Source organism: Niallia sp. 03133, assembly GCF_052663225.1.
Window position 1 is genome coordinate 259,456 of record NZ_JBQTCY010000002.1, and the last position, 24,044, is coordinate 283,499.

Sequence of the window (24,044 nt, forward strand, 5' to 3'; positions counted from 1 at the left end):
TAAAACTTATGTATTTTTCCAGTTTTTCTAAAAAAGTTTTTATATTCATTAAAAAAGAGCAGAATAATTCCGCTCTTTTTTATTTACTACTATTAGCTATAATGTTGCTATTTTTATTTTTCTAAAACTGCTTTTAAACGTGCTACCACATTTTCAACAGAAAAACCGTATTCTTCCATAATTTTATTGCCTGGAGCGGAAGCGCCAAATGTATCAATGCTTAATACATCTCCTTCATCACCAGCATATCTATGCCATCCTAAAGAGCTTCCCATTTCTAGAGCCAAACGTTTTTTTACCGTTTTCGGAATGACACTGTTTTTGTATTCATCCGATTGTTTTTCAAAACGATCCCATGAAGGCATGCTAATAACGGATGCATGAATTCCTTCAGACTCTAATGCTTTTTGTGCTTGTACAGCTAATCCTACCTCAGATCCCGCTGCAATTAAAAGTGCATCTGGTGTTTCTTGTGATGATGGAGAAATTACGTACCCACCTTTTGTTACACCGTCATAGGCATTTTTATCTGTGTCTTTAATTGTAGGTAAGTTTTGTCTAGTCAATACAAGAGCAGTCGGTTTATTCGTTGATTCAATCGCTAATCTCCATGCTGCAGCTGTTTCATTTCCATCAGCAGGTCGAATCACAGACAAGTTTGGCAATGCACGTAATGCTGCCAATTGTTCAACAGGTTCATGCGTTGGTCCGTCTTCCCCTACTGCAATACTATCATGTGTAAATACATATGTTACAGGCAATCCCATAATTGCAGCAAGGCGAATGGCTGGTTTTAAGTAGTCAGAGAATACAAAAAATGTACCGCCAAAGATTTTTAAACCGCCATGCAATGCTACCCCATTTAAGGCTGCCCCCATTGCAAATTCACGTACGCCGAACCAAATATTGCGTCCTTCATAGTCTTCAGGAGTAAAATCTTTGTCTCCTTTTATCATCGTATTGTTGCTTCCTGCTAAATCAGCTGAACCTCCAATTAACGATGGAAGATTTTTTGCAATTCCATTCAGTACTTCACCTGAAGATGCTCGGCTTGCTAAACTGCTTCCTTCTTCATACACAGGAATGTCTTTATCCCATCCTTCTGGAAGGCTATCTGAGATAGCTACTTTCAATTGTTTTGCCAAAGCAGGGAATTCCTCTTCATATTTAGCAAATATTTCTTCCCACTCTTGTTCCTTTTTTGCACCAGCATCAGCGATTTTTTGTTTAAAATGAGCATAAACTTCTTCTGGAACATAAAAATCTTCTTCAAAAGTCCATTTATATGCTTCCTTCGTTAATTTTAATTCATCTGCACCTAGTGGCGAGCCATGAGAAGCTGATTTTCCGGATTTGTTTGGTGAACCATAGCCAATAACAGTTTTTACTTCAATTAGCGTTGGTCTATTCTCGTCCTGCTTCGCTTCTTCTAATGCACTAGTCAAGGAAGCAATATCATTTCCATCTTCTACGCGGATATATTGCCATCCATAAGATTTAAATCTTTGTTCTACACTTTCAGAAAAAGATTTATCTAAATCTCCATCTAATGAAATATCATTAGAATCATACATTACAACAAGTCTTCCTAGCTTTAAATGTCCAGCTAATGATGCAGCCTCAGCAGAAACTCCCTCCATTAAGTCTCCGTCTCCACAAATTCCATATGTATAATGATCTACTACATTATATGAATCTCTGTTATAAACGGAAGCTAAATGACGTTCTGCTAATGCCATACCAACAGCCATTGCAATCCCTTGGCCAAGTGGACCAGTTGTTGCGTCAACACCTGCAGTATGTCCAAATTCAGGGTGCCCTGGAGTTTTGCTTCCCCATTGACGGAATTGTTTTAAATCATCAATAGACAAATCGTAGCCAGATAAATGCAACAAGCTATATAATAAAGCAGATCCATGTCCTGCCGATAATACAAAACGATCACGATTGAACCATTTAGGATTTTTAGGATTATGGTTCATTATAGAAGTCCACAATGTATAAGCCATCGGCGCCGCTCCCATTGGCATTCCTGGATGACCTGAATTTGCTTTTTCGATACTGTCAATTGATAAAGTACGAATCGAGTTAATCGATAAATTATCAATGTTTACTGTCATGTTAAACATCCTCTCATAAATATTCATTACAGTATTATATTAAATGCCCTCGCTCCATAAAACAACTAATTGTATTAATAAAAATAAAATTCTGTCTATAATAAGATGCATTCCTTGTTTTTTTACAAGCTCATCTTTATCTGCGGAATGGAAATTTACATTTTTTATTAATAATCCCCCGCTTTTATCGGGGTATTGATAGATGCTGCTTATCAGTCCATCTAGAAGCGTCTGTTGCTATGAAAATCATCCATTATTTTCTAAATTTGGCTGATTAATTAAAGCGCATGCAATAATGAATGCATGTTTCAGGCTGTCGACAAACGGTCGCTTTCTTCGTTGTTCGCCTTACTCGGCTCGGATGCTCATTACCCTACTACGGTAACTCCGCTCCTCCTCATGAGCTTCACGCCTCGAAATACAAAGGTTCGATCAGCCAGCGGTTTGTACAATTAATACTTTGTCTACACTCTGGAACATGAATAATTAATGCATATTTTTCTTTTTTTGTTTATCTTTTAATTTTTGCGGTGTCACATCATCACCATTTGGATCATATATAGTTACATTCTCTAATGTGTTTAACATGGTGGAACGAAATGATTTTAAATATTCAGCTCGTAATTTTGTCTGTTCTTTTGCTTCTTCTTCAGTCAAACCAATTTCTTTTTTCTTTTTGGCAAGTTCATTTATTCTTTCTAGTTTATGATTCGAAATCATTTTAATCTCCTTCTTTAAAGTAGTTTAAAAAGGTAGGTATATCAAAAAGTAAAAAAACTCAGAATAAACTGAGCTTCTAGCTGTTGACGGACGCGGGTTTACTTCATACACACTAATTCCCAATTATAACAGCAACCTACTCACAAGGCTTCGCTCTTCACAATCAAACGTATTGTGCTCAGCCTAAAAAAGCAATAGTGACTTTGTCTTCAGTCTAAAACTCAACTTTCCTGATTTTGCAAATTACTAAACAAGATTTTTGGGGGATTTATCACTAAAAATCTGATTTTATTAAGTGGTTATTATACCATATGCTTCATAATTTATCATATTATTATGCATTTGCAATTCATTAGAAGAACAAAATGTTATATATCAGCTTTTAAAAAAATACTTATACTAACTATCAAGTAAACCTACTATTTATTCTTTTATGGATTGTTCTTTAAATTCTTGATACCTTCTATGAACTGTTGCCTTTGAAACATTATAGCCAAACCCTCTTAAAGTCGAGGCAATTTCAGCAAAGGTCAATCCGCTGTCTTTTAATTTAACAATCTCTTCGATTGGAACCTCCAATCTGCTGCGTCCCGAATTCTCCCCTCGTTTTTTAAAATTGTGCTCTGGTTTATAGCCACTTTCCACTGCTTTTTTCATGCCTCTTTTTATTTTGATGTTGTGAATTTTTCTTTGGTATTCTTCTACAAGTGCAACAATTTTTAATACCATCGAATCAGCATCAGATAAAACTAGTTCGCCGGCATGGGAAATGCTGAATAATTTTACATCTTCTCTATATATACAGTGGAGAATAGCTATCTTTGCATTTCCTCTTCCTAATCTTGTTTCATCTTGTATTAAAACTGCTGAAATATTTTTATCTTTTATAAAAGTTAATAAATCCAAAATTCCATCTCGTTCTAAGTCATAGCCGCTAGCTTGCTCCTTAATGATATGAGAAATAGTAAAGTTGTTTTCCTCTGCAAGCTGGATTAGTTCTTCCTCCTGCCTTTTTAAAGAGGAGGCTTGTTCTTTTTTATCAGTACTTACTCTACAATAAATAATTGCATTCATATAAACCACCATTGTCATTTAATTTGATGCCATCAGTAAAATTCCTGAATTTTCATTTTTACCGGATAGACTTTATTCAGATGCTAATCTTATATTCTCTTCTTCCAATCGGACAGGTATTTTTATCTCCTCGCCTGCTGCCAGCTGATTTGCAGAAAGACTGTTGTGTTTCTCGACCCATTTAATAAATTCCTTTTTTGACATTTTGTACTTTCCTTCATATTGTTCAGAAATCTGCCAAATAGAATCCCCTTTTTCCACTTTGATGCTTATGTATTGATCATGATCATGTCCAGCACTTAAACCGATTATCAAACACGTAATAAAGCTGCAAAACACTAGAATAATAGAGTAAGAATAATTTGTCCATAATTTTCCCATCATTTTATATCACCCTTTTTCGAATATATGTTCGTTTTTGTTATTTTTATTTTATACGAACAAGTGTTTCGTGTCAACCAAAAATCAGAACTTATGTTTGTATGTGTTGGTAATACATGCTATAATTAGCAAAAGAAAATAAACTTGAGGTGCATATAATGCAAAAACTATCTAAAAGACAACTAGATATATTGGATTACATTAAAGAAGAAGTTAGATTAAAGGGCTATCCACCTTCTGTAAGAGAAATTGCCGAAGCGGTTGGACTTGCTTCAAGCTCAACTGTTCATGGCCACTTAGCAAGGTTAGAAACGAAAGGGTTAATTCGCAGAGATCCAACAAAACCTCGCGCTATTGAAATATTGGATCTGGAAGAAAGCACTGTGCCGAAATACAATGTAATTAATGTACCTGTTGTTGGGAAAGTTACTGCTGGTCTTCCAATAACCGCTATTGAAAATGTGGAAGAATACTTTCCACTACCAGAAAGGCTAGCTCCAAGCGATGAACAAGTGTTTATGCTGGAAATTATGGGAGAAAGTATGATTGAAGCGGGAATATTAGATGGCGACTATGTCATCGTAAGGCAGCAAAACGCTGCAAATAATGGAGATATTGTTGTGGCTATGACCGAAGATGACGAAGCCACTGTAAAGCGATTTTTCAAGGAAAAAGATTCTATTAGACTTCAACCGGAAAACAGTTCCATGGAACCGATTATACTAAGAAATGTAGCCATATTAGGAAAAGTTATTGGGGTATACCGCCACATTCAATAATAATTTTGAAACGCTTGTATACTCCAAGCGTTCAGTTTGTCGACAAAAGGGGTTCAGAATAGTCTTATTCTGAACCCCTTTTAAGATTAAGTTTCACCCAACTTCTAATTTCTGTAATTTTTTGAAAACTGAGTCTTAAAATAGCCTTTCTTATAGACTATTTTAGGATGGACTCAAGTCCTGTTCGCCAACTTCTTCAAAATCATGGAAGCTAAAACAAGCATCGCCTGCATGGACAGTTTTTTAAGCCCCCTTAAAAGTCGTCCAACGCATGCATTCTTTTCTTTTGCATCTGCGAAAACTCGTCAATAGAAGCAATTAATTTTCACTTCGAAGATACACACCCTCTTCCATTTTCCTAAATAGCTTAGCTATTCTGTCCTAATTGAATGGTTATTAAAATTCTGTGTCCCTTTTATATGATCATAATATTTTAATTGCAAATTTTGCTTTATACTGCTGCTAAAGCAGCTTAGTATTCGAAATAACAAGCAGTCCTGGATGAGCATTTTATCTTTATAGAAAGATCCACCAATTGTGCATGCAACATATAAAATCAACAAGTTTAGCCTGTTTTTTAAATGTACATGTTACCTGGCGTTTTTGCTTACTGTTTATATAAATATTACAATGGGTATAGAGAGGACTATAATCAAAAAACATAAGGTGATACTATGCATAAGGAATTGGAATATAAGTTGTTTCATATAGAATTGCAGCGATTAAAGGTTGACTACAACAACTGTAAAAATAAGTCTTTCCGCCAGTTAATTCTTTTAGATATTTTCTTATTAATTGCTGCCATACAAGCTTTATCATTAACTACTTGAAATTAGTTGTGACTCAGGATAAAAAGATAGTTTTTACACCAACTGTTTATTCCTATTTATTGAATAATTTGCTATTATAAAGGTTATATAGAAGGAACTACAACTGTTGAGTAGAGAATATGTTATCTATATACGAAAGCATATTTTTTTAATACATCCATCTTTTTATCTTTTCCAACTATTATCATATTACGAGAAAGGAAGAAAATAATGAAAAGTACTGGAATTGTAAGGAAAACAGACAAGCTTGGTAGAATTGTAGTACCTAAAGAATTAAGAAAAACCCTTAATATTAATTATGATGATCCTTTGGAAATTTTTACTGATGAAGATAAAATTGTCCTGCAAAAATATCAACGATACACTCACTGCATGATTACTGGTGAACTAATTGATGAACCGTTGACATTGGCTAATGGCAAAATTGAATTGAGTGAACAAGGATTACAGCTATTATATGATGAATTAGTACATTTAGTTGAAAAAGCGAATCGCTGACATCCAAAATATACTTACTTCTTATTGTTCTCGTTATCAAAAAGGTCTATGTTATGAAGGAATTATCCATCATAACATAGACCTTTTTGATTTGAAGTAAACATTACTGATTAATTATTCACTAAATAGAATACTCATTTAATGTCTCTCTAAATAATTCATCTAGATATAGTGTAAGATCTCTCTCCTTTAATTGCCTGCTCGGTATAGAGGATGACCTGATTCCCAGTCGTACTAGTTCAGTCTGTATGTACTCTTGTATGATAGCGACTTGCGGTTCATTTTGCGATTCATCACCTTGCATTTTTTTTTGTAGTAATTTTTTTATTTCCTTTTTCACGAAGTTTTCTGAAATTAATTCCTCTACTAAAAAGTGAAAATCATTGGATGGCATCGTAGCATATCTTTCAATCCAGCTGCATGCTAATATTGCTCTTAATACATAAAAATATTCTTTTATCTTAATTTCTTCTTTTTGAAAGCTATTCTTAAATAAATTGTTTGCCATGGTAAAATAATGATAAAAGCATCCTCTAGGATTAAAGGTCATTTGTATCATTTCTTTTAAATTGGATTTAAAAAAATCTGATTGTTCATATACAGTATTTGATTGCAGCCATTCTAATAAGGTTGGATTTGATTGACGAAACAATCGTAATGCTTTTGTTAGCTCCCATCCATTAATGTCTAAGTTTCCTTCGATTGGAAATTCTATAACATCTTTATTTTTATCTAATGTTAAATACCATTCTTTTTGATGAATATAAATAAATCGAACATCATAATCACTATTTATTGAAGGGAAGCCCCAGGATCTGCTCCCAGATTCACATGCATATAAAACTTTGACTTGATATTCTTTTTCAATATGATCTAAGTATTGCATGATATCTTCTTTCATTCACTTTCCCAGCCTTTGCAAACATCTATCCATCGTTTCCCATTTCCTATTGTAAATAACTCTTCTGGGGTTAATTCAATAGCTGAATTACTGCTTCCACATGCAGGAAACACAGTGGAAAAACGTTTTAGAGATATATCTAAAAATACGACTAAGTCTTCCTTTAAACCAAATGGGCAAACCCCGCCAACTGCGTGGCCCGTTTTTGCTAAAACTTCTTCTGCAGTTAGCATTCTTGGTTTTTCTCCAAATACTATACGAAACTTTTTATTATCTATCTTTGCATCTCCAGCTGCAGCAATTAATATGGCATCAGATTCGCCTTTTCGAAAAGACAGTGTTTTGGCGATTCTTTCTGGTTTCACCCCAATTGTATTGGCAGCTTCTAAAACAGTTGCACTTGAACTTTCAAATTCTTGAATATCCTGATCCTTCTCCCATTTTTTCAAATGGTTTTTAACATTTACTAATGACATGTAGTAAACTCCTCTAAATATTTTTACTATTAATAGTTTAAAATATACCATTAGCTTCCTTTTAACTCAAATCGTTTTTAGCCATAATAAAGTGTCTAATACATAAGAGTGCCATTTTCTAAAAAAAAGAAAAAGACAGATATATTATCCGTCCTCGATGTATTAAATATCCATTTATAAAAATCTTACTCGCTCACACATTGAATATGTCTTCTATTTATTTCAATTAAAAAGTATTATAAACATTTTGACAAGTTTCTGCTGTGGGTTCATAAAAACAATGTAGTTTAAACCGTCCTACATGCGGCTGATTATACCATGTGGGCGGACAATCTCCAGGCGGCCTAAAATACCATAAACTAAACTTAGAAGGCCATAAACGCTCTCCATTTACAACACGCCTCGCTAACCTTCTTTCCGTTTCTCTCGCTCTCTGATAAAAATAGCCTTTCGTTGTTGCTTCAAAGGCATGTGGCTGATAAACCATATCCGGCACTGTGCGAAGTCCTTTAAAATCAGAGCAATTTGCTCTCATTCTATTAACTCCTACATTTCCAACCATTAACATTCCTTGTTGTCCTTCCCCTTCTGCCTCTGCGCGAAGAAGTCTTGCCAATAAATCAATATCTGTATTGGATGCTTTTACTACTGCCATTCCTTCACCTCCTATTATTATCCTATTAAAAACATTCTTATCCCATGACAAATAAATCAATGCCAGCTTATCCGTTTTTCTTATAGGAACCCTTCTGCCATTTTAAAAAATACCAACAATATAGACCTTTTATTTTTATTTTTATTCTCCTATTTTGTTTTTTTGTGTATCTTTATCCTTTTGTGTTTTTCTTATACGATTATTATGAACCTTTTCTGAAAAGTTCATAATAATCGTATATTTGTCTATACTAAAAAAGTTAGGGACGAACTGTGAGCTTATTAACTGATGCTTTCGACTATTTCTTTAAAGCATTTTATGTTTATATTCAAAGTTTCGATCGATCGTTTCCTATATTTTACAACCTTAGAATGGTGATATATTATGGATGTAATTTTTTTGATTCAGGCTCCTGGCTATTTCGAACTAAATCAAGAAAAAAAGAAATTAATGAATCTTTTATATTCGCATTGGATACAAAATGATTTATATTCCTTCAATTGGTGGTTCCTTTTATTTGCAACTATTGTTCCTTATTTTCTTTGGTGGAAATTTGTAAAAAGAGACCGGTTTTTTGAAATTTTTTGTTATGGCTTACTTTGTTCGAGTATTTCCATGATATTAGATGTAATTGGAACCGAAACAATGTTATGGGAGTATCCTGATATGTTATTTCCTTGTATTCCTCTGCTTGTTCCAGCTGATTTCGTCGTAATTCCTATTACTGGAATGATCGTTTACCAATACTGTAATTCATGGATCTCATTCCTTCTTGCTAATATTTGCTGGGCAGTATTTTTTTCGTATATTATTGAACCACTTTTTGTTAAATTAAGATTATTCGAATTAGGTCTGCATTGGAGTCATACTTACTCTTTTTTCGGATTTTTTTTACTTGGTCTTTGCTTAAAGCTAATAATGGAATCGATAAAAAAGAATTTATTACAGTCTAACACCAAAACAAAATGCTAGTCTTCATAACTTTTTTCTATTCTACATGTATACTATGCCTTAAAAATCGTATGCTAAGATCGAGGTGATAAAAGGTGAAAAAAGATAATATTAGTAAAGATGTTTTCTTGCAGAAAAAAAAAGATATAGGTCTTGATAAGGAAGAACAAGAAATGAATGGTTTATATGGAATGGCGGAAACAGCAGAAGAAGACGAAGTACATGATAGCAATAATTCCTATTCTTCGTAGATAAGGCTGGAGCTAATCTTTTAGTTTTAGATAATTTTTCATATTGTTTAAAACATCGGAAAGATTTGTTAATTTCCGATGTTTTCTTCATCATTTCCTGGAAAGTAAAACTGTTGTTTAATAAGAAGGGCTATGTTTTTAAAGTAGCTTTCTTCACGAGGAACAAAGTCATCCTTATTTACAGGATGTTTACTCCCTAATAGAGTTTGGTCAAGGTGGATGGCTTCCACCATAATTTCTTCTCTTCCGTTTAGACAAAATTCATAAAAAAAAGATAAATCCGTTTTATAAATGCCCTCAACTTCCTCTTCCTGCAAAATAAATTTATCTCCTGGCTGTCCCAATTCTATGTAAACTTTCATCATAAATAGTTAGAATTTCTTGTGTCATTTTATTCTCACCCTATCATCGGTAGATATTCCGAATTTATTTTTTAACCATAACATGCTAAATGATACTTTAACGATTTTTCTGAGATTCAGCTGTTATTTGTATTTTAAATACAAATCATATAAACTTTTATATAGTAAATCGATTGGAGATGCAACAATGAAAAGATCAACAAAAAATGAACTATATGCTTGGATAAAATCTTTTTTCTTTGCAGTAATAATTATTGCAGTCTGCCGTCATTTTTTCTTCAGTCCCAGTATTGTATTAGGTAAATCCATGTCTCCTACTTTTGAAAGCGGCAATAAAATCATTGTTAGCAAAACGAGCAAAATTAATCACTTTGATATGATTGTCTTTCATGCACCTGATGAAGATGAAAATTATATTAAGCGAGTAATCGGTTTGCCAGGAGATAGCATTATAGTAAAAAACGATATATTATCTATTAATGGAAAAACGTATACAGAGCCTTATTTGAAAAAAAATAAACAACTAGCCCCATTTAATAAAATAACTGGTGATTTTACATTAAAAGACTTAACTGGAAAAACGAAGGTCCCAAAAGGATATTTATTCGTTATGGGAGATAATCGTTTATACAGCAAGGATAGTAGATCCTTCGGTTTTATTCGAAAAGATTCTGTAATTGGAGAAGCAATTTTCCGATTCTTTCCTTTAAATGAAATGGAATTTCTTCAATAAAAGGCTATTATTTTTTGCAAGAAATTAAGGACAACTTTTAAAGGTCCATTTTTATTTATAAAGTGAACCTTCCATCAGTGGGGGGTTTCTTCATCCCCCACTGATGGTTAGTTGAACTTATCGGACCTTTACGGGCGAGTTTCAACAGCTAGCTTCCTCGATTTCTCTGCATCCCCGAGCTGGGGGTCTTACTGTCCGTTAAGAGTGGGATAAAAAGTATATTAATCCAGCAAGCCCTAAAGAAATTAATCCAACAAAAACAGAATCCTGAAAATTGTTCAAAATCCATTTATTTGTGTGCTGTTAGGAATTTAATCCTCAAGTAGAAGAAAGTTACAAAGTGTACATCAATCATACCTGATGCCTGTGTAAAGAATACCCTTTAATCATACATCGAACAAAGTCCAACCATTTATGAGGAGGATGAGTACGACATTTAAAAATACGGTCACTTGCAGAAGAAGTGTTAAGTAATTTAGTGAAAAACTCTTTCAAGCGATGTATCTCTTTAATCAAATGACCGTATTTCATTTGATTATTCCAGCTTCTTCTGCAAAACGGATTTTATTGCTGCTTCTATTTCATTATAGCTCGTGCAGCGGCAAATATTGGAGGATAGCCACTCCCGTATCTGTTCCTCCTCAGCATATGGATGCAGTGTGCACAATGCATGACAATTCATAATGAATCCAGGGGTGCAGTAACCACACTGAAAAGCAAAATGTTCTATAAACGCCTGTTGAATCGGAGTGCTATTTAATCCCTCAATCGTAGTAATTTCATGATCAATTGCTTCTATTGCAAGCATTAAACATGATTTTATTGGCTGCTGATCAATTAGAACCGTGCATGCCCCGCAGTCTCCATTATAGCATCCTGGCTTTGCACCCGTTAGATACAATCTATCCCGCAATGTTGTCAACAGCGTCTGCGCTGGAGAAATGACGACTTCTTTCATTTCCCCATTTATCAATAGATTGACTGCAACTTTTTTGAAAGGGTTTGCCAATTTTTTTCACCTCCAATAAAGTGAACCTTTCTATCAGTGGGGGGTTTTCTTCATCCCCCACTGATTGTTAGTAGAACTTATCGGACCTTTATGGGCGAGTTTCAACACCTAGCTTCCTCGATTTCTCAGCATCCCCGAGGTGAGGGTCTTACTACCCGTTAAGAGTGGGATAAATCATCCACTATGTCATTCATTAGATTTTTTAATACAAACAAGCGATATTCTGCTGACCCTTCTATATCGTCTAATACAGGTGCTGGTATTTTATCCATAGCTGATTCAATTTTTCCTCTTTTACTTAAGTTTGGATTGTTTATTGCTATTTCCATCTCTTTTGATCGAAACGGATAGGGACATAACCCGCTGAAGGCAATACGTATTTCATTATTTATTTTTATAGCTGCTGCAGTAATTAGAGGATACCCAGTTTCCCATTGCTGTCTTTTTTTCACTGCTGCATATGGAACGGTTAAATACTGTTTCTCTATTAGCGCTTGAACGAATAACTCACCTTTTTTAATTTGTAAATTATCTTTATAAATAGATGAAATAGATGCTGTCTTTATTTTTTCGCCGCTTTTAATGACCAAAATACTATCGGTCAACAGCAGGGGCAGTATCATTTCACGATAAATAATCAAGCCTAATAGATTCCCGCCGAAGGTAATTTTATTTCGAGCTGTTCGATCCGCCACTTCTTTAGCAACAGCAGTTAACAATGGAAATAGGTTTTTTGACTCTATTTCAGTTAATGTTAATGCTGAACCAATTGCTAAATAATCACCTTCCAATTGATATGCTTGACATTCATTTATCTTTTTTATATCAATTACTGCCTTGGTCTGCACGATATTTAAACGGCCTAATGTTAAAATTTCCGTACCTCCGCCATAGAACATGGGGCTTTTTTTTTCTTTGGTCAGGGTTTGATACAATGTTGCTGCTTCCTCTAATTTCGTCGGCAGAAAATAATCAAAGTTCAACGTGAATTCCTCCTTTTTTCTTGCCAAATTGTCTCTGGTGTAAGAGGCAGGGAATTTAACGGAACGTTTGCAGCAAGTGATAAAGCATTTCCTAGTGCAGCAGGCATTCCAATAATTCCATGCTCACCAGCACCTCTCGCACCATATGGGGCTTCCAAGTGGGCTGTTTTTACAAAATCTACTATATAATTCGGATGCTCTCCATACCTAATGGGACGATATGTTCGCAGCTGCGGATTTCGCAGCCTTCCGTATTCATTAAAATGAAAGGCTTCTCTTCCTGCCCAAGCAAGCCCCATGCTCATTGCCCCTTTGACCTGTCCAACCGCACCACCATAATTAAGCACTTCCCCAATATCCATAACAGTTACTGCTTTTAAAAGCTTATAAGTTAGATTTTTTTTATCAAATTCAATTTCTACTCCTTGTGCCGCCACAGTCCATTCTGGGCCTGGATTCCCTTTTCCAGTTTCTGGATCTAAATTAGTTAAACCACGGAGTATATATGTCCCTCTTGCTATTATTTGTCCTCCAATAGCATTTCCGTTTGGATAAACGTACCCATAAACTATATCTTTAAAAGATAAAAATTGACTTGGATTATCAGAAACATATACCTTTTCATTTGCTACGTCTAGATCTTCAAACGGCACTCTCAGCACGATGGAAGCAATGTTCTTTAATTGTTTTATCGCATCCTCTGCTGCTGCCAAAACAGCTCTTCCTGCCATCAATGTTCCTCTGCTTGCGACTGTTTTCCAATGTTCCGGTTCTGTTTGTGTATCAACGGTCATCCGAACATGTATTTTTCCCACATCCATTTTCATTTTTTCAGCTAATATTTGAGCTAATATTGTTTTTGTTCCAGTTCCGATTTCCACTAAACCGGACATTAAATTAATGCTGCCATCTGAATTAAATGTCAATACTACCCCAGAACTAGCATCCGGTCCTATGGTCGAATTCTTCCAACAGCAGCTGATTCCTTTTACCCTCACCATATTGTTTCCTAATTCGGTTATTCTTCCTTTATCCCACTCCATCCATTTTCTTACACGATTTATACATGCATCTAGATTCCCAACAATGCTTCTATTTAACACAACTTGAGTAGCAGACGTATCTCCAGGGTGAATGGCATTTATTTGTCTAAAATCCAAAGGATCCATCTGGGCTTTTTGTGCTAAGATTTCCATCGCCCTTTCAAATGCAAAGTGAACTTCACCATGACTGAATCCTCGAAAAGGCGCTGCATAAGGATGGTTTGTATAAACACATAAAGAATCACACCAAATATTTTCTAATTTATAAGGACCGATACAATCAACTGCTCCAGCTGTACATAAATGGGGAGATTTATCCGCATATGCACCTCCATCAAATAGATATTCTATTAGAGCTGCCTTTAACTTTCCATCCTTTGAGCAGCCCAGCTTTATTTTTGCATTTAACCCAATATGTACGGGTGATACGGCTAAATCTTCCTCACGAGAATTAATCACCTTTACTCTTTTGCCATTTACAGCTTTCGAAGCAATATAAGCAAATATTTCTAGATGAACAGATGCTTTTCCACCATATCCACCACCAACAAGTGGTGTTTCCACTATTACATTTCCTGGTTCTATTTTGAAATCTCTGCTAATAATTTTCTTCACCATAAATGGAGCTTGTGAACTAGTAATAATATGCACCCTTTCATTCGGATGAATTTCACATATTGCTGCCCTCGTTTCCATGGCACTATGATCAGACAATGGAATAAAAAAAGACGACTCTATAACCATATCACTTTCTCTCCATCCGTTTTCTATGTCTCCTTTTCTTATTTTGACATGGTTAATAATGTTGGTTCCTTGTTGAGGATAAACCCCTGCATCTTTTTTGTATTCTTCTAAATTTTCATGGATTAGCGGAGCATTCGGTTTAATTGCTTCTTTTGCAGTTTGGACAACGGGCAGGGGTTCATACTGCACAAAAACATTATTTACAGCTTTTATTGCGATATCAAAAGAATCAGCCACAATCAATGCAATAACTTCCCCATAATATCGAACTTTATTAATAGCAATAGGCGGCCGATCCATTACTTCTTCTCCGATCAAAGGGAGATCCCCCCCTAATATAACAGCACGGACACCATTGATTTTCCTTGCCTTTGACACATCAATAGAAAGAATTTTAGCATGGGCATAAGTACTTTTTACCAATTCAACATGTAAAGCATCTGTTGTAATATAATCTGCTGTATAAGATGCTTTCCCAGTAACTTTGCTTAAAGCCTCTTTTCGAAAAATACTTTTTCCGATTACCTTCAATACATTCATCCCCTAACTGCTAATACTAAAAAAGGAACAAAACAGACAAGTAATAGTGAATACATTTATTCTTTATAATAGCTTCAGAGCTTCCTTCCTGCATCTTAATTAAAGATTTATACATGGTACATATTTAGCTGTGTATTACAGAATTATATGAAAAAAAGAAAAGAAAAAGTATTAAATTTCGAGGTAAAAACATCACCTGCAGAAAATTAGTATATTAAAAAAAGATTGATTTTTTTTAATCTTTAAACTAGTATAAATTAATGATTATTGTGTAAGATAATTTGACAAAATATTTTGGAGGTTTCTATATTTATGGGTGTCATCGAGAAAATCAGCAACTTTGCTGGAAAAACATTTACATTATGGGTATTAATCTTTGCTATCCTTGCATTTTATTTACCAGATCAATTTATTGGACTTGGAAAATATATCGTTCCTTTATTAGGAATTGTTATGTTTGGAATGGGTCTGACACTGGAAGCGTCGGATTTTAAAGAAGTATTAAAAAGACCAAAGGATGTTGCTCTTGGGGTTATCGGACACTTCATTATCATGCCTTTGCTTGCTTTTATACTGGCTGTAGGTTTAGATTTGCCGAAAGAAATTGCTGTTGGCGTCATTTTAGTAGGCTGCTGCCCAAGTGGTACGGCTTCCAACGTTATGGTATTTCTAGCAAGAGGAAATGTAGCGCTTGCTGTTGCAATTGCTTCTGTTTCTACCATTCTTGCACCCATTGTGACGCCACTGCTCATTCTTCTGTTTGCAAGCAAATGGGTTAATATCAGCTTTGCTTCTTTATTCCTTTCGATTATACAAGTTGTTATTATTCCATTAGTACTTGGCGCAATCATTAAAAAGTTCTTTGGAAAACAGGCAAATGCAGGTGCAAAAGCAATGCCGCTAGTTTCCGTTATTGCCATTGTATTAATCGTTTCAGCTGTTGTGGCTGGCAGTGCAGACAAAATTGCACAAACAGGTCTGCTTATTTTTGGAGTTGTTATACTGCATAACCTGCTAGGATTTTTGATTGGCTTTTTCTTTGCCCGTTTATGTGGAATGGATTTAGCAAAACAAAAGGCAGTTGCAATGGAAGTCGGCATGCAAAATTCCGGCTTGGGAGTAGCAATTGCTACGTCCCATTTCTCGCCTTTAGCTGCAGTACCAAGTGCCATTTTCAGCGTTTGGCATAATTTATCTGGTTCCCTTCTTGCAAATATTTTCAGCCGAATGAAAGATAAAAATCAAAAGGATTAAAGCATATTTTTATTCAACATGTACTAAGGAGTATGTCCCGTAAAACCACCTTGAATAAGGTGGTTTTTTTCATATTTCCCTGAAGTCGGAACCCTTATTTCGTTGATATTGATTTACATACTGGAAAGGATATTTTATTGACGTAATACTGTAATTCCTATATTATTTTTTGTATATGCTAAAATCTGTACAAAGAAGAGGTTCATAGCGACCCTCTATAAAAAACTATGGAAACATGACATTTAAAAGCATTACCATAATGGAAATGGCTTTTTTCTTTTATTCCATGACAAACTTTATATTGCTATGAAACTTACCTCTTTTTATGTACCTATATTATATTATTGGAGGTTATAGGATGTCTGGCAGAAAAACAGAAGAAGGTTTAGAAGATTTAACATTATTAGGAAATCAAGGAACAAAATATGTGTATGAATACAACCCAGAAATATTGGAATCGGTTGATAACTTGCATGTAAACCGTGATTATTTTGTTAAATTTAATTGTCCGGAATTTACCAGTCTGTGTCAATAAGGGCACACTTCAGTGGCAACACTGTCGATTAAACCTCGTGAATTCAGGGAAGGAATTCGTTCTAATCCTGAGCCAAGCTCCTTATTAGGAGAAGGTGCAGAGACTATCGAAATCATGCAAATAAGAAGCGATTTATGTATTGTTTGCAGAAGAAAGTAGAGTACATCCATTTGGATGGAAGCGCGAGGATTCTAATGTTTTATCGCAGAAACATTAGAATATGATATAGTCCACCTACTGATAAGAAAAGCGGAGACAGTGGTGCAGTTTCAAAAAAGCTATACTTCCTTATCTTATACAAGTAGTGCCAATCACTGGCCAACCTGATTTTGCAACCATGTATATCAGCTACATTCCGGGTGAAAAAATTGTAGAGAGTAAATCATTAAAATTATATTTATTTAGTTTTCGCAATCATGGTGATTTTCATGAGGATTGCGTGAACATCATTATGAACGATTTAATCAAGCTATTAGATCCACGTTATATAGAAGTCTGGGGAAAATTTACACCTCGTGGAGGATTATCAATTGACCCATACTGCAACTATGGAAAAGCTGGTACAAAATTTGAAGAGATTGCTGCACATCGATTAATGAATCATGATTTATATCCCGAAAAAATAGATAATCGTTGATGTTAGCAAAAAAAGATGCAGAATAACCCCTGCATCTTTTTTAATTATCTATTAAAAATCTGAATTACCAGCTATTTTTATTGCAAAGATTGGTTATATGGGCAAGATGATGTTTTCCATGCCATGCGTAGATGCCAATATTTTCTTTCACTTTCACTTCTCCTGAATCTGGATGAATAAATGTTTTGTTTAATTGCTCTTCATTTAAGCTTCTTAGCAATACTACTAAACGGTTATGCAATAATTTAATCATTTTTAAAGACACATCAACCGGCAGTTGGTAATCCGCGAGTTCCGCCCAAGCAGCTTCTTCATATGGTTTAATAACAGGATTTTCTTCTGTTAAGGCTAATTTAAAGCGTGTATATGCATTTAAGTGACTATCTGCTATATGGTGAACAACTTGACGAATAGTCCACCCTCCATCACGGTATGGTGTATCTAATTGCATATCGTTCAGCTTTTTTACTGTTTCATTTAACAACGAGGGCAGAACCTCTAACTCTTGAATCCAGCTTTCCGTCATGTTTTCCTTGTATGCAAATTTTCCAATTGGAAATCTTTCATCCATCATTATTCCCCCCTCGACCATTATATAAATTATTTTTATATAGGTATTTTAACTTCAATTGTTGTTCCAATATTTTCTTTACTGGCAATTGTAACGATGCCATTATGATTTTCGATAATTTTTTTACTGACCATAAACCCTAAACCAGTTCCTTTTTCTTTTGTGGTATAAAATGGTTGTCCTAATTTAGACAGAACATGATCTGGAATTCCACATCCTTCATCAATAAAACGGATTAATACATTTTTATTCTCTCTATTTTTTATTTGGATAATCAGCCTTCCTCCATCCGCCATTGCTTCAATAGCATTTTTGATAAAATTAATGGATACTTGTTTTATTTGATTTTTTTCACAGTTGATAAAAATATCAGTCGAGTCAAATTCCATTTCAATTTCTACATTGTTCATAATGGCTTCTGCTTCTAATAAAATCACAATATCTTGAATCAATTCATGTATGTTAGTCAGTTCATAATGAACAGCTTGCGGTTTGGAGAGCATGAGCAGCTCACTTAGAATTAATTCGATTCTTTCTATTTCTGCTTCCATGATTTCATAATAAACAGGATTAATACCATCATTGTGTTCCGTCAACTGCAAAAAACCTTTAATCGCTGTAACTGGGTTTCGAATTTCATGGGCTATTCCCGCTGCAAGCTCTCCTGCGATCGATAATTTTTCCGTTTTTATCACTAATTCTTGTGCTTGTTTCTTTTCTGTTATATCCCGAATAATAACAGCCCTTCCGTTTACTTTGTCCTTTTCATCTCTTAATGGAAAACAAGACAACATGACATAAAGCACTGTTCCTTCTTTTGTTATACGTATGGATTCATACTCCTCTACATTCTCACCTAATAGTGTTTTATCTTTATTATTATTCACTTCTTGCTTCTCGTTTTCCAATATATGAGGTAATTGCAAGGAGTGTTTTCCAACAATTTCGGAAGAGGTCCAACCAAAAATCTTTTCAAAGGCTTCATTTACAGTCAAAACAATATCTGCATTATTTAAAATCACAACAGGATCAAGATTTCGCATGATAAAGGATTCCAATTGAAAGCTTGTAGCCTTAATAATGCTTTCTAGCTCTTTTTTTTCTTTATATACAGTAAAAGAAGGATTATTCTGCGGCATATAAAATAAGGATTCGATGATTTGATGATCGGTCATAAAGTAGGGAAATGTGGTCATTATTTTATTTTGATAGGATGCAGAAACTATTTTTCCATCAACAACAGCAATCAAGTTAGTTCCTACCCTATCATTTTCATCTGTTAATATCTCTCCCAATTGATGCAAACTAATGATATTTCCGGCACTCTCCTTAACAGGAATATGCACCCAACTATTTACCTGTACACCATTAATATTCTTTTCATTATATATTTCAGTAAAATAACTCTGAATATCTTTAAAACTCAACCCTTCACAAAGCAGTAAAAAACTTTTATCTGTCATAAAATAAATAGTATCCAATTCATTAAGAGAAAAGAGGTTTGTTATGTTTTCGTAAACAGTCTCATAAACTTCCTTTTTTTCAATAATTAATAATTGATACCCTTGTTTTATGCCGTGTAAAATAAAATGAATAAGGTTTTCAATATATTTTTCTTCACTATCATACACATAGATTGTATGCCCTCTTCGTGCCTCATAATCAATGAGCTGTTTTTTGCTTGGATGAATTATATCTTTGCGCATAGAAACACCCCTCGAGTAATTCCTAATTTATAGAATAATTATACATGAAATGGATATTGCATTCTTATATTCCACTCAATAATTTTATCTTTTGCAAGGAAACATATCTTATGAGCTGTCAAATCTTCTTTGTTTAAAAACTATTCTAAAAACCCGCATGCAGCGGGTTTAAAAGATTGTTTCATTATTGTTATCTAAACTGCTTATTACGTCTGGTTCTCCGTTAAAAATATTTTAACAGTTGGTGGTTTGTATGTATAAAATTGGTCAAGCAGTGTAATCGGATCGGAAGCTACTAAAGCCATTTCTCGAAACTTTTCTTGCAAAAATCCAGCATCTGCCATATGGTGGATTAACCGTATGAGTGGTTCATAATAATGGTTTATATTAAAAATACCGCATGGCTTTTGATGTAAACCAAGCTGTGCCCATGTAAAAATTTCAAAAAACTCCTCTAGCGTACCAGCCCCACCAGGCAATGTAATAAAACCATCTGCTAATTCTGCCATTTTCGCTTTTCTTTCATGCATGGAATCAACTACGATCATATTAGTTATACCTTTATGTGCTATTTCTTTTTCTGCTAAAAAATGGGGTAGAACGCCAGTCGCTTTTCCTCCCTCATGAAGGACAGCATCAGCTACAGCGCCCATTAAACCAACACATGATCCTCCATATACAAGCTCTATCTCCCTTTTTGCCAATTCTTTTCCTAATGCCTTTGCACTTTCTAAATAGATTGGGGATGCTCCATTGCTTGAACCACAGAATACAGCTATTCTTTTCATCTTGATTCTCCTCCACTGGCTTGAATTTTAAATAAACAATAAATATAATTATTAATCTAGAATTTATTAATATACTGTAATCTTCTACTATCTTATGATTACTAATAGCTTTCCATTCTTGTAAAAGTTCAGATATACCGATTTTCCTAAACGACGAACCTTCAACCGTTTATTCCTCTTTTAATACACTTTTTAATTTCCCCTCTGTTGGAGTGCCTTCTACTGGTGTATAAACACTGCATCTTAAATCATGGTTGCCTTGAACTTGAAAGGATGTAAGATCAAACACTAATTTCCCCAGCTTTGCATGGCGAAATTCAATCAAAACTTCAGGTGCTGAGCTTATCTCACTTTCATTCCATAATGCACTGAAATTTTGATATTCCTGTTCCATTCTCTCAATAAAATCTGTATACCACTCATCTGCAACATATTGACCGTAATATGTTCGAAAAATAGCAATAAAGCCTTTGACAAAATGCTCCCAATTAACAGCAAGAGCCTTAAGTTCTTTTCTGGAAAAAAGCAGTTCAAGTAAATTCCTTTTCTCTAAAGGTATTTCGGCAAAATCCAAAAAAATGTGCGCTGCAGCATCATTCCAGCCAACTATATAACAACGTCGATCTGAAATAATCATAGGGCAATATTGAAGCTCTTCCATTATTTTTTTCAAGGACGGTGTAATAATTGGATTTTCCTCTTGAATGACAGGTTTATCCCCTTCTTCCATTGCTAATCCTTGTAAATATTTTCTTTCATCTTTATTTAATTGTAAAGCTTCTGCAATGTTCTCCAATACAGATGCAGATACTTTAATATCTCTTCCTTGTTCCAGCCATGTATACCAGGTGGTGCTGACTCCTGAAAGCTGCGCAACCTCTTCTCTTCTTAGCCCAGGTGTCCTTCTTCTTATTCCAACAGGCAAACCAACCATCTGTGGCGTGATTTTTGATCTTTTTGTTTTTAAAAATTCGGAAAGGGCATGCAATCTTCCTTCTTGATTCATAATTTTTCTCCTTTAATGCATAATCTATTACTCATTATACTAGGATAAACCATAACTTGTAATAGGATAAAAAATAGATGAAAATAAAATAAATACAAATCAATCGGAGGTAACAGGATGAATAGAGTTGTTATTACAGGAATGGGTATCATTTCTCCTTTAGGAAATGATGTTAATCGTTTTTGGGATGCCTTAGTTAAGGGTACATCAGGAATCAGAGAAATCCAATCATTTGATACCACATCATTAAAAACAAAAATAGCCGGAACGGTAGAAGCTTTCCATGCGTCAGAAATTTTTGGTGCAAAGGAAGCAAAGAAATTAGATCGTTTTACACAATTTGCTTTGGCTGCGGCAGAACAAGCATTAATCGATTCAAAATTACAACTGGAAGCAATCGATCCAGAACGTCTTGGTGTTTATGTCGGCTCCGGCATCGGAGGTCTAAATACCTTAATAACTAATGTGGAAACGCTGAACAGCAAGGGTCCTAACAGAGTAAGTCCAAACTTAGTTCCTATGATGATCTCAAATGCTGCCGCTGCACAAATCAGCATTCGATTGGGTGCACAAGGACCGTCTATGTCTCCAGTTACTGCATGCTCTATTGGGAATACCTCCATAGGAGAAGCTTTCCAAGCTATTCAAAATAATCATGCCGATGTCATTTTCTGTGGAGGAGCAGAAGCTGCAATTTCTCCCTTATCATTAGCTAGCTTTGGCAATGCAAAAGCTCTATCTACTAAAAATGATGCTCCTCAACATGCTAGCCGCCCTTTTGATAACGAAAGAGATGGCTTTGTGATGAGCGAGGGTTCAGGAATATTGGTAGTAGAATCTTTGGAGCATGCACAAAAAAGAAACGCACCGATCTATGGGGAAATTCTTGGTTATGGAGCCAGTTCAGATGCTTATCATATGGTAGCAACACATCCAGAAGGAAGAGGCGCCTACTTAGCGATGAAACATGCCATTAATAGTGCAGGCTTGTCTCTTGAAGAAATCGATGTAATAAGTGCACATGCAACAAGTACTCGCGTTGGAGATCGTTCTGAAACATTTGCGATAAAAAATTTATTTAAAGAAAAAGCTTATCAAATTCCAGTTACTGCAAACAAATCTATGTTTGGTCATATGCTTGGTGCTGCAGGAGGTGTCGAAGCAATTGCATTAATCAACTGCTTGCGTTATGGCATCATCCCTCCAACAATCAATTTGACTACACATGACAGTGAATGCGACCTAGACTATGTATCAGAAGGTGCACGCCCAATAAACAACTTAACTATTGGACTTTCTAATTCCTTTGGATTTGGCGGACATAATTCTTCCATTATTATAAAAAGATTTAATTGATTGATTGATTGGACCAACCCCGATATTGTTGCATTATATTCGCAAAATTTATTTTTACGAATAATGGGGATTTTTTTTCTGTGGCATTCAACTCTCCCTTGTTCCAACTATTACGAATGCCTATAAAGTGAACCTTTCCATAAGTGGAGGTTTTCTTCATCCCCCACTGACGGTTAGTTGAACTTATCGGACCTTTACGGGCGAGTTTCAACACCTAGCTTCCTCGATTCCTCAGCATCTCCGAGGTGGGGGTCTTACTGCCCGTTAAGAGTGGGATAAACATATATTTCTATATCTTTCTAAAAATACCTTTTTTTATGTGTTAACATATATTAATAAAAAATGAAGCAGGAAATATGAAATTACACTTCCTGCTTCATTTTCTATTATTCAATCTTCTTTATTTCAGCCTCTATTCCTTTTAATAAAACCCTTAAACCTACTAAAAAATTTTTTTCGTTATTGATTGCTCCCTTTTGTGATAGCATGTATCGATATACAAATGGAACTTCTTCTTTTGGAATTCCGCTAATAGATTCAATAAATTGCTGATGAATTCTTTCCTCTCCCATTTCTTCGAACATTTTTTGCTGTTTTTGTTCATCTAAAACATAGGTTGTCACATAATTATTGATGGAAATAACACTTTGAAATATTTTGTCTTCTGGAAAATTTGCTCGGTGAAATAATGCTAACATGCTGTTGATTGCATATAATCTTTTATTGGTAGTCGGCAATGTATCCATCATAATCTCCGCTCCATTTGGAACAGATAATAATACTCGTCTTGTTTCTAGCGCTAAAGCTTTTATTTCTTCCTTCCAATCATTTGTCTTCTTTGGAAAGTTAATTTGACTGGAAAGATACTCTGCAATTAATTGAAGCAATTCTTGCTTATTTTTTATATACCAATATAATGCAGGTGCTTGTACTTCTAGTTTCGCAGCAACATTTCTCATCGATAATGATGCAAGTCCTTTTTCATGCAATATTTCTAGCGCAGCTTCTGTAATTGATTCTTTGTTTACCTTCTTTTTTGTCACTACTGTCACCTCAGTAATTATATTGTATATTAGTTTCCGAAAAATTGCTTTACTTACTAATTTAACGGTGTTAAACTCATATTATTATTTCACAAAGA

General features: G+C 34.8%; 25 protein-coding genes, 1 pseudogene and 1 riboswitch. Of the genes and pseudogenes, 10 read left to right on the plus strand and 16 right to left on the minus strand.

Translation table 11 applies throughout. The features are described from left to right. Positions 1–113: 113 nt before the first annotated feature. From tkt to yneA, 4 genes are all read right to left on the minus strand, one after another. Complete coding sequence (gene tkt / locus ACTYBU_RS03655; RefSeq protein ID WP_445487242.1) at positions 114–2,129, minus strand: transketolase; 2,016 nt, start codon at positions 2,127–2,129, stop codon at positions 114–116. Between the two features lie 477 nt (positions 2,130–2,606). After that, the gene (locus ACTYBU_RS03660) at positions 2,607–2,840 is read right to left on the minus strand and encodes a DUF896 domain-containing protein (RefSeq protein ID WP_445487244.1); all 234 of its coding nucleotides are present in this window, start codon (positions 2,838–2,840) and stop codon (positions 2,607–2,609) included. A gap of 423 nt (positions 2,841–3,263) precedes the next feature. Next, a complete protein-coding gene (locus tag ACTYBU_RS03665) occupies positions 3,264–3,914 on the minus strand; it encodes a YneB family resolvase-like protein (protein WP_445487246.1) in 651 nt (216 codons plus the stop codon). A gap of 72 nt (positions 3,915–3,986) precedes the next feature. Continuing rightward, positions 3,987–4,298 carry a cell division suppressor protein YneA gene (yneA, locus tag ACTYBU_RS03670; RefSeq protein WP_445487248.1) on the minus strand — a complete coding sequence of 104 codons (312 nt, stop codon included), beginning with the start codon at positions 4,296–4,298 and terminating at the stop codon, positions 3,987–3,989. Between the two features lie 155 nt (positions 4,299–4,453). On the opposite strand from yneA, the gene lexA reads away from it, so the two are divergent. The 3 genes from lexA (at position 4,454) to ACTYBU_RS03685 (ending at position 6,402) form a co-directional block, all read left to right on the plus strand. Then, positions 4,454–5,074 (plus strand): transcriptional repressor LexA, encoded by a 621-nt coding sequence (gene lexA / locus ACTYBU_RS03675; RefSeq protein ID WP_445487249.1) that lies wholly within the window; start codon positions 4,454–4,456, stop codon positions 5,072–5,074. A gap of 674 nt (positions 5,075–5,748) precedes the next feature. Continuing rightward, positions 5,749–5,904 (plus strand): hypothetical protein, encoded by a 156-nt coding sequence (locus ACTYBU_RS03680; RefSeq protein ID WP_445487251.1) that lies wholly within the window; start codon positions 5,749–5,751, stop codon positions 5,902–5,904. A 210-nt stretch (positions 5,905–6,114) separates the two neighbouring features. Continuing rightward, a complete protein-coding gene (locus ACTYBU_RS03685) occupies positions 6,115–6,402 on the plus strand; it encodes an AbrB/MazE/SpoVT family DNA-binding domain-containing protein (RefSeq protein WP_445487252.1) in 288 nt (95 codons plus the stop codon). 121 nt (positions 6,403–6,523) lie between these two features. Here ACTYBU_RS03685 and ACTYBU_RS03690 read toward each other — a convergent pair whose 3' ends face one another. From ACTYBU_RS03690 to ACTYBU_RS03700, 3 genes are all read right to left on the minus strand, one after another. Next, positions 6,524–7,303, minus strand: a complete 780-nt coding sequence (locus ACTYBU_RS03690) for a nucleotidyltransferase domain-containing protein (protein ID WP_445487254.1) — start codon at positions 7,301–7,303, stop codon at positions 6,524–6,526. Beyond that, complete coding sequence (locus ACTYBU_RS03695) at positions 7,300–7,779, minus strand: YbaK/EbsC family protein (RefSeq protein ID WP_445487255.1); 480 nt, start codon at positions 7,777–7,779, stop codon at positions 7,300–7,302. The genes ACTYBU_RS03690 and ACTYBU_RS03695 overlap by 4 nt, the downstream gene beginning before the upstream one ends. Before the next feature lie 226 nt (positions 7,780–8,005). Next, the gene (locus tag ACTYBU_RS03700; protein WP_445487257.1) at positions 8,006–8,434 is read right to left on the minus strand and encodes a cell wall hydrolase; all 429 of its coding nucleotides are present in this window, start codon (positions 8,432–8,434) and stop codon (positions 8,006–8,008) included. Positions 8,435–8,818: 384 nt separating this feature from the next. On the opposite strand from ACTYBU_RS03700, the gene ACTYBU_RS03705 reads away from it, so the two are divergent. Together ACTYBU_RS03705 and ACTYBU_RS03710 are read left to right on the plus strand one after the other, a co-directional pair. Beyond that, positions 8,819–9,406: a CBO0543 family protein gene (locus ACTYBU_RS03705; RefSeq protein ID WP_445487259.1), complete on the plus strand. Its 588-nt coding sequence runs from the start codon at positions 8,819–8,821 to the stop codon at positions 9,404–9,406. Between the two features lie 74 nt (positions 9,407–9,480). Beyond that, positions 9,481–9,636 carry a DUF4021 domain-containing protein gene (locus ACTYBU_RS03710; protein ID WP_445487260.1) on the plus strand — a complete coding sequence of 52 codons (156 nt, stop codon included), beginning with the start codon at positions 9,481–9,483 and terminating at the stop codon, positions 9,634–9,636. Between the two features lie 68 nt (positions 9,637–9,704). Here ACTYBU_RS03710 and ACTYBU_RS03715 read toward each other — a convergent pair whose 3' ends face one another. Further along, positions 9,705–9,998: a hypothetical protein gene (locus tag ACTYBU_RS03715; protein ID WP_445487261.1), complete on the minus strand. Its 294-nt coding sequence runs from the start codon at positions 9,996–9,998 to the stop codon at positions 9,705–9,707. 187 nt (positions 9,999–10,185) lie between these two features. Here ACTYBU_RS03715 and lepB point away from each other — a divergent pair, with 187 nt between their 5' ends. Continuing rightward, a complete protein-coding gene (gene lepB, locus ACTYBU_RS03720) occupies positions 10,186–10,731 on the plus strand; it encodes a signal peptidase I (protein ID WP_445487263.1) in 546 nt (181 codons plus the stop codon). 535 nt (positions 10,732–11,266) lie between these two features. Here the strand turns inward: lepB and ACTYBU_RS03725 are convergent. The 3 genes from ACTYBU_RS03725 to ACTYBU_RS03735 form a co-directional block, all read right to left on the minus strand. Beyond that, positions 11,267–11,689 (minus strand): (2Fe-2S)-binding protein, encoded by a 423-nt coding sequence (locus tag ACTYBU_RS03725; RefSeq protein WP_445487551.1) that lies wholly within the window; start codon positions 11,687–11,689, stop codon positions 11,267–11,269. Positions 11,690–11,898: 209 nt separating this feature from the next. Then, a complete protein-coding gene (locus ACTYBU_RS03730; RefSeq protein ID WP_445487264.1) occupies positions 11,899–12,723 on the minus strand; it encodes an FAD binding domain-containing protein in 825 nt (274 codons plus the stop codon). Continuing rightward, on the minus strand, positions 12,720–15,041 hold the full coding sequence (locus ACTYBU_RS03735; protein WP_445487266.1) for a xanthine dehydrogenase family protein molybdopterin-binding subunit: 2,322 nt from the start codon (positions 15,039–15,041) through the stop codon (positions 12,720–12,722). The genes ACTYBU_RS03730 and ACTYBU_RS03735 overlap by 4 nt, the downstream gene beginning before the upstream one ends. 321 nt (positions 15,042–15,362) lie before the next feature. On the opposite strand from ACTYBU_RS03735, the gene ACTYBU_RS03740 reads away from it, so the two are divergent. From ACTYBU_RS03740 to queF, 3 genes and pseudogenes are all read left to right on the plus strand, one after another. Beyond that, positions 15,363–16,304: a bile acid:sodium symporter family protein gene (locus ACTYBU_RS03740; protein WP_445487268.1), complete on the plus strand. Its 942-nt coding sequence runs from the start codon at positions 15,363–15,365 to the stop codon at positions 16,302–16,304. A gap of 191 nt (positions 16,305–16,495) precedes the next feature. Then, positions 16,496–16,539: riboswitch (PreQ1 riboswitch) on the plus strand. Positions 16,540–16,662: 123 nt separating this feature from the next. Continuing rightward, complete coding sequence (locus ACTYBU_RS03745) at positions 16,663–16,839, plus strand: hypothetical protein (RefSeq protein ID WP_445487269.1); 177 nt, start codon at positions 16,663–16,665, stop codon at positions 16,837–16,839. Between the two features lie 304 nt (positions 16,840–17,143). Continuing rightward, positions 17,144–17,476: pseudogene (queF, locus tag ACTYBU_RS03750) on the plus strand (preQ(1) synthase); the annotation flags it as partial. A gap of 64 nt (positions 17,477–17,540) precedes the next feature. Here queF and ACTYBU_RS03755 read toward each other — a convergent pair. The 4 genes from ACTYBU_RS03755 to ACTYBU_RS03770 all read right to left on the minus strand — a co-directional run bounded on the left by ACTYBU_RS03755 (position 17,541) and on the right by ACTYBU_RS03770 (position 21,547). Then, positions 17,541–18,050, minus strand: a complete 510-nt coding sequence (locus tag ACTYBU_RS03755; RefSeq protein ID WP_445487270.1) for a YfiT family bacillithiol transferase — start codon at positions 18,048–18,050, stop codon at positions 17,541–17,543. A 32-nt stretch (positions 18,051–18,082) separates the two neighbouring features. After that, the gene (locus ACTYBU_RS03760) at positions 18,083–19,753 is read right to left on the minus strand and encodes an ATP-binding protein (RefSeq protein WP_445487272.1); all 1,671 of its coding nucleotides are present in this window, start codon (positions 19,751–19,753) and stop codon (positions 18,083–18,085) included. 206 nt (positions 19,754–19,959) lie between these two features. Continuing rightward, positions 19,960–20,541, minus strand: coding sequence for an LOG family protein (locus ACTYBU_RS03765; RefSeq protein ID WP_445487274.1), 582 nt, complete (start codon positions 20,539–20,541; stop codon positions 19,960–19,962). A 169-nt stretch (positions 20,542–20,710) separates the two neighbouring features. After that, positions 20,711–21,547: a helix-turn-helix transcriptional regulator gene (locus tag ACTYBU_RS03770; protein ID WP_445487275.1), complete on the minus strand. Its 837-nt coding sequence runs from the start codon at positions 21,545–21,547 to the stop codon at positions 20,711–20,713. A gap of 117 nt (positions 21,548–21,664) precedes the next feature. On the opposite strand from ACTYBU_RS03770, the gene fabF reads away from it, so the two are divergent. After that, positions 21,665–22,903 (plus strand): beta-ketoacyl-ACP synthase II, encoded by a 1,239-nt coding sequence (fabF, locus tag ACTYBU_RS03775; protein WP_445487277.1) that lies wholly within the window; start codon positions 21,665–21,667, stop codon positions 22,901–22,903. A gap of 386 nt (positions 22,904–23,289) precedes the next feature. Here fabF and ACTYBU_RS03780 read toward each other — a convergent pair whose 3' ends face one another. Beyond that, complete coding sequence (locus ACTYBU_RS03780) at positions 23,290–23,946, minus strand: TetR/AcrR family transcriptional regulator C-terminal domain-containing protein (RefSeq protein WP_445487278.1); 657 nt, start codon at positions 23,944–23,946, stop codon at positions 23,290–23,292. Between the last annotated feature and the right edge of the window lie 98 nt (positions 23,947–24,044).